This is a genomic window from Caldalkalibacillus thermarum, assembly GCF_014644735.1.
In the GTDB taxonomy this organism is placed as follows: Bacteria; Bacillota; Bacilli; order Caldalkalibacillales; family Caldalkalibacillaceae; genus Caldalkalibacillus; species Caldalkalibacillus thermarum.
Genome location: NZ_BMKZ01000078.1, coordinates 1 through 5,002 on the forward strand (window position 1 = coordinate 1; position 5,002 = coordinate 5,002).

Below are 5,002 nucleotides of genomic sequence, written 5' to 3' on the forward strand. Positions count from 1 at the left end.
ACACGTGTATCCGTTTGTGCTAGTAGATGCTATTTATACGAAAGTCCGGGAGGATGGACGAGTACGCTCCAGAGCCGTGTTGATCGCTACAGGAGTGAATGAGGAAGGATATCGAGAAATTCTTGGCTTGCAAATCGGAAACAGTGAATCGGAGTCCAGCTGGAGCGAGTTCTTCGGATGGCTGAAAGACCGGGGACTCCGGGGAGTGGACTTGATCATCTCGGATCAGCACGGTGGGCTGGTGCAAGCCATTTTAAACAAAGAGGATCTGGTCATCGCCAAAGCATTGCAACCAATGATTGTCCAACATAGTCACAAGATCACCGATGCTTTTTATGGCGGCTTGACTGAAATACCGGAATTGTTGAACCTCATTGAACAGCACAGTTCTGTTGAGTGGCTAAAAGAAACATTGCGCGTTCATTTAACTGAACTTTTTGCAGGGCATATTGATGAAGCCTTTATGCAAAAAAGGATGCGAGTCGCCACGACCCATGTACAGATTGGACTGGAGCCAAAATGGTATATCGCTTCATTCTAACGCCTGTTTACCTCAATTACGAATACTCTTGAGGAAACACTATCCAGCCGTGAGGATTATACCAAAGCTATCCTGGTCGTTAGCAAGTTATTTAATTTAGAGCAACAGGTTGTGCTAACTTCATATGAACAACAACTTGAACAACTCCGCGTCCAAACTGAACAAGACAAACAAAACATGAAAGATTCGGTTCACAAAGCGGCAGAAGAACTGGCCACCATCTCACAGAATTTGACAGCCTCTTTAGAAGAATTAGCCGCTCAGTCGAAAGAGATTGTTAAAATGGCCAACCAAGGAAGTGTCCACAGCAGTCATGTTGAAGAAAAAGCGCAAGGCGGTCACAAACAATTGTCTGAGCAACAGGAATTGTTTACCCAGATTGAGCGGAGTGTGGAGGCCATTACCACAGAAATGGACCGCTTAGAGGAGACATCAAATGATATTCAGCAAGTAATTAATATTGTGACAGACATTGCTGATCAGACTAACCTACTAGCGCTGAACGCAGCCATTGAAGCAGCCAGAGCAGGGGAACATGGACGCGGCTTTGCAGTTGTTGCTGATGAAGTGCGGAAGTTGGCTGAACAGACCAAGCAATCTGTAGCCAGTGTAGCCGCAGCCATTCAGCAAACCAATCAACAAATCACTAAAGTGGTAGAGCTTAACACCACTATCGAGAAATTAATAAAACAAAGTAATACCGGCATGAAAGAGACCGGTCTGGCCTTTAAAGATATTTTGCTAGCGGTTGAAGAGAACAAAGCACAAATCGTGCATATACAAGGTGAGTTAGAAAACTTTGAACAAGTGATGTCTGAAATTGCGCAAGCATCAGAAAAGGTGGCCCTCTCCTCCGATCAATTGAAAGATATGAGCACCCAGATTTGATTGCCAGGACCAGAGGTAGCAAAGTAAAATTCCCCACTTACAATAGAACCATAGTGTCAATGAGAGGAGCTATGGTTCATGATTACGAGAGGGGAATTTTTTATGATCAAAGAGATGTATGAAAGGGGAATGAGTATTTCCGATATTGCGAGGGAATTGGGGATCGATCGGAAAACCTTCTCTGCATATTCCGCTTGTTCCGCTTTCCCTTGCCTCGGTGATTACCATCGCTGCTCCTGCTTGTAAGTCCTCTTCGATATACTCAATCCACCTGGAAGGATGGAGCTCCCGGGATCGTTGCTGGTCCTTATATCCCACTTCACTGAAAACGGTGAACTCATGAGCAAAATCAGCAATGAAAATGGCTTTATCCCTGTTGCTCAGCGGAACCGTGCCATTTGAGATCTCAACATGCTGGCAGCCGTGCTGGAGGCAGAAATGATAATAATCCGTTACTTTTTTCTGCAGCAGGAACTGCTCAAACAAAGTTCCCCCAAAAAAGTAAGCCACGTTATTGACTCTTAAACAGCCTATCTTTTCTTCAAGACAGTCGGAGACAGGAGACAAGGGAAGTTCCCCAGCCAAATTTGACAAAATCAATATAGCCGGCGTGGGTGCTGATGACGTCCTTGAAGTAACCGACAGGCATCCCTTATCAATAACTATGGTTAACCCGCATGTTCTGGGTTTAGCTGGCCTGGGTGGCAAGGATAATGAATGCTGATTCATAACAGATAAGCACTCCTTTCTGGGCATCTGCCCCATCTTAGCTAGCACATTTTATTCTGCTGGACAGCAAGTGGTTCCAGTTACAAACAGCATTCCAATCATGAAGTGACCAAAAAATTGCACGCTTGAACTTACAAAATCTATGTCAAATTATCTTACAGATTAGTTGCGACATAACGACTAAGATGTGAAAATATAACTAACATTAAATGTTAACTATATTTACGTTAAATGGGCGGTGCGACGTGTGCTGCTCATGTAAAACAAAGAAAGGAGTTGGATCGGAAATGGGAGAGTTGTTTTACCTGAATGCACTGTGGGTGATGGTGGCCACGATTTTGGTCATCCTGATGCAAGGGGGATTTATTCTCCTTGAGGCAGGTTCAACGCGGATGAAAAATGCCGGCCATATCGCTGGCAAAACTATTTTTACATTCGGTATTGCCTCTCTTGTGTTTTGGGCTGTAGGTTATGGCTTTATCTATGGTCAAGGTAATTTGTTTATCGGCTTTTCGGATTTCTTCTACGGCGATTTTACTTCGGTGGTTGATGGTTTGCCTGGTTCAATTGACTTTATGTTTCAACTCGCTTTTGCTGGGATTGCACTCACCATCGCTTTCGGCGGTTTTGCCGAGCGGGCCAAACTGTCGGTTTACATCTTATTTGCCATTTTCTTTTCAGCTTTTGTCTACCCGGTTGTAGCCCACTGGATTTGGGGAGACGGCTGGCTGGCAGGATTAGAAAAACAAGACTTTGCCGGCTCCACTGTGGTGCACTTGACAGGAGCTATGGCTGCACTGGCTGCCACCATACTGCTTAAACCGCGGATTGGTAAGTACAACAAAGATGGCACAGCGAACGATATGCATGGTCATAATCAGGTTTATACCGCTTTAGGTGTTCTGCTGCTCTGGATAGGCTGGTTTGGTTTTAATGCAGGAAGCACATTAGGTGTTGATGAAGGATTTTTTGGGTTTGTCGCGCTGAACACCAATCTTGCGGCGGCTGCCGGTGCCATCGCGGCCTTATTTACCGCCTGGATGCTTTCCGGCAAAGCGGATCTACCAACCATGTTAAATGGCGCCTTGGCCGGACTGGTGGCCATCACTGCCTCTTGTGCCTTTGTTGAACCGTGGGCAGCGGTGCTGATCGGACTGATAGCCGGTGTGATTGTCTATTACAGCATGAAGTTCTTTGATAAAGTCAAAATTGATGACCCCATCTTTGCTTTGTCAGTGCACGGTGTGGCTGGGGTGTGGGGCACCTTGTCCACAGGTTTCTTTGCCACGCCGGAACTGGCTGCCATGAACGGCGGGTTGCCCGGGCTGTTGTACGGGGGAGGATTGACTCAGTTGGGTGTGCAAACATTGGGAGTTGTCTCAGCAGGACTGTATGCGTTTCTAACCTCTGTCATCCTGCTGCTGGTCATTAGAGCCGTTGTAGGATCGCTGCGCGTGACGGAAGAGGAAGAGTTACTGGGCTTGGATTTAAGTCAGCATGGCAGCTATGGGTATCCAGAGATGGTGCAACTGGCTGCCAACACACTATCTGATGTTCATGTACAGTCAAAAAAGGGTGCCCATTCGCAATGACCAAAAGTGCGGTCACAGCACATCAGCAGCTCAAAGCGGGAAAATACACCGCTTTGACACTATCAACAGGCTGTCTCAACGGTGATGGTGATGAGGATATCCTCAGTGCCGTCAGTCAGGCTGTCACAGCTGTGAAATGCACAGAGGGTACTCCGCCGGCTGCTTTTGCTTGGTTTGTGATGGGCAGCGCCGGCCGAGGAGAGCATCTGCCAGGAAGTGACCAGGATCATGGCCTTGTATATGATCAAGATGATGAAGAGATCCAACGCTATTTTCTCGCTCTTGGCCGGGAAATCAGCGCTCAACTTGAACAGAAGGGATTTCCCTTATGTATAGGCCAAGTGATGAGTTCCAATCCAAGATGGTGTCGCTCCTTATCTGGCTGGGACCTCCAACTGCAAGAATGGTTGATGGAAGGGAGGTGGGAGTCATTACGTTATGTCCTGATCTTTATGGATGCCCGCACGCTTGTGGGCGACGCTCAGCTGGTCTATGATTTGAGAGAACGGGTGTATAGCTACTGCGCACAGAATCCCGCCATTTTGCTGCGTCTGTGGGAAAACACAGCATGGTTGAAGAAAGGGCTGGGTCTGTTCGGACAGTTTCTGACTGAGGAAAAAGGTCCTCATGCGGGGGCTATCAATCTAAAAGAAACTGGATTGTTTCCATATATTAATGCCGCACGCCTTTTGGCCATCAGAGAGAGTGTGCATGAAACCTCTACCGTCCTCCGCTTGGAACGTTTGTATGCACTTGCTTTATATGGATGGCTGGAAACATACCAGGCTTGCTTCAAGCGGCTCATGGCCTACCGCCAAAGAGCGGGGGTCACCAATCACCCTGGCTATATCAGGGTGACTGACCTCAGCCGTGAGGAGAAAAAAGAGTTGAAGCACCTGATAAGGAAAGGAGCTGAATTATACCGGCGTACGGGACAATGGTTAAAGAGAGGGACCGTGTGGTGAAGTTTCAAGCTGTTGCCTAGAGGATGAAACAATTGTCGGAAAGGGTGGGTTCACATCTCTATGCCGCTCTCAGCAGCAGAGAAAAGAGAGAGGTGTGGCCGCAAGCCAGCTTTTTACGCCAGCTTGAAAAGGAGCTGCGGGAGGAGAACTACTTAAAACGGCCCCTGAACGAACTGCCTGTGGTCGTCTTTGATGTGGAGACGACAGGATTTTTTCCTGAACAAGGGGATCGCATCCTGTCCATAGGAGCGGTGCGTGCCGTTGGCCAGCACATTCTGGAAGAGGAT

Annotated in this window: 5 protein-coding genes and 3 pseudogenes; 7 read left to right on the top strand and 1 reads right to left on the bottom strand. The window is 47.4% G+C overall.

Going from position 1 to position 5,002, the window contains the following annotated elements; genetic code table 11:
* The 4 genes and pseudogenes from IEW48_RS17270 to IEW48_RS16115 form a co-directional block, all read left to right on the top strand.
* A pseudogene (locus IEW48_RS17270) lies at positions 1-259 on the top strand (transposase); the annotation flags it as partial.
* A gap of 54 nt (positions 260-313) precedes the next feature.
* Positions 314-541, top strand: a pseudogene (locus IEW48_RS17275) (protoglobin domain-containing protein); the annotation flags it as partial.
* A gap of 111 nt (positions 542-652) precedes the next feature.
* Entirely contained in the window at positions 653-1,429 is a 777-nt protein-coding gene (locus tag IEW48_RS16110; protein ID WP_188624648.1) for a methyl-accepting chemotaxis protein, read from the top strand.
* A 78-nt stretch (positions 1,430-1,507) separates the two neighbouring features.
* Positions 1,508-1,618 (top strand): annotated as a pseudogene (locus IEW48_RS16115) (helix-turn-helix domain-containing protein); the annotation flags it as partial.
* A 352-nt stretch (positions 1,619-1,970) separates the two neighbouring features.
* On the opposite strand, the gene IEW48_RS17560 reads toward IEW48_RS16115, so the two are convergent.
* The gene (locus IEW48_RS17560) at positions 1,971-2,078 is read right to left on the bottom strand and encodes a phosphosulfolactate synthase (protein ID WP_308747497.1); all 108 of its coding nucleotides are present in this window, start codon (positions 2,076-2,078) and stop codon (positions 1,971-1,973) included.
* Positions 2,079-2,445: 367 nt separating this feature from the next.
* Here IEW48_RS17560 and IEW48_RS16120 point away from each other — a divergent pair, with 367 nt between their 5' ends.
* The 3 genes from IEW48_RS16120 to IEW48_RS16130 all read left to right on the top strand — a co-directional run.
* Positions 2,446-3,750: an ammonium transporter gene (locus IEW48_RS16120; RefSeq protein ID WP_188624649.1), complete on the top strand. Its 1,305-nt coding sequence runs from the start codon at positions 2,446-2,448 to the stop codon at positions 3,748-3,750.
* The gene (locus IEW48_RS16125) at positions 3,747-4,715 is read left to right on the top strand and encodes a DUF294 nucleotidyltransferase-like domain-containing protein (protein ID WP_188624650.1); all 969 of its coding nucleotides are present in this window, start codon (positions 3,747-3,749) and stop codon (positions 4,713-4,715) included. Before IEW48_RS16120 ends, IEW48_RS16125 begins: the two co-directional genes overlap by 4 nt.
* A gap of 32 nt (positions 4,716-4,747) precedes the next feature.
* Positions 4,748-5,002: exonuclease domain-containing protein (locus IEW48_RS16130; RefSeq protein ID WP_268236586.1), on the top strand; the 255-nt coding region annotated here is incomplete at its 3' end.

Coding starts and splice junctions, on each gene's coding strand:
- IEW48_RS17560 (WP_308747497.1), bottom strand. CDS start 2,078: ATGCCTGTCGGTTACTTCAAGGACGTCATCAGCACCCACGCCGGCTAT.
- IEW48_RS16120 (WP_188624649.1), top strand. CDS start 2,446: ATGGGAGAGTTGTTTTACCTGAATGCACTGTGGGTGATGGTGGCCACG.
- IEW48_RS16125 (WP_188624650.1), top strand. CDS start 3,747: ATGACCAAAAGTGCGGTCACAGCACATCAGCAGCTCAAAGCGGGAAAA.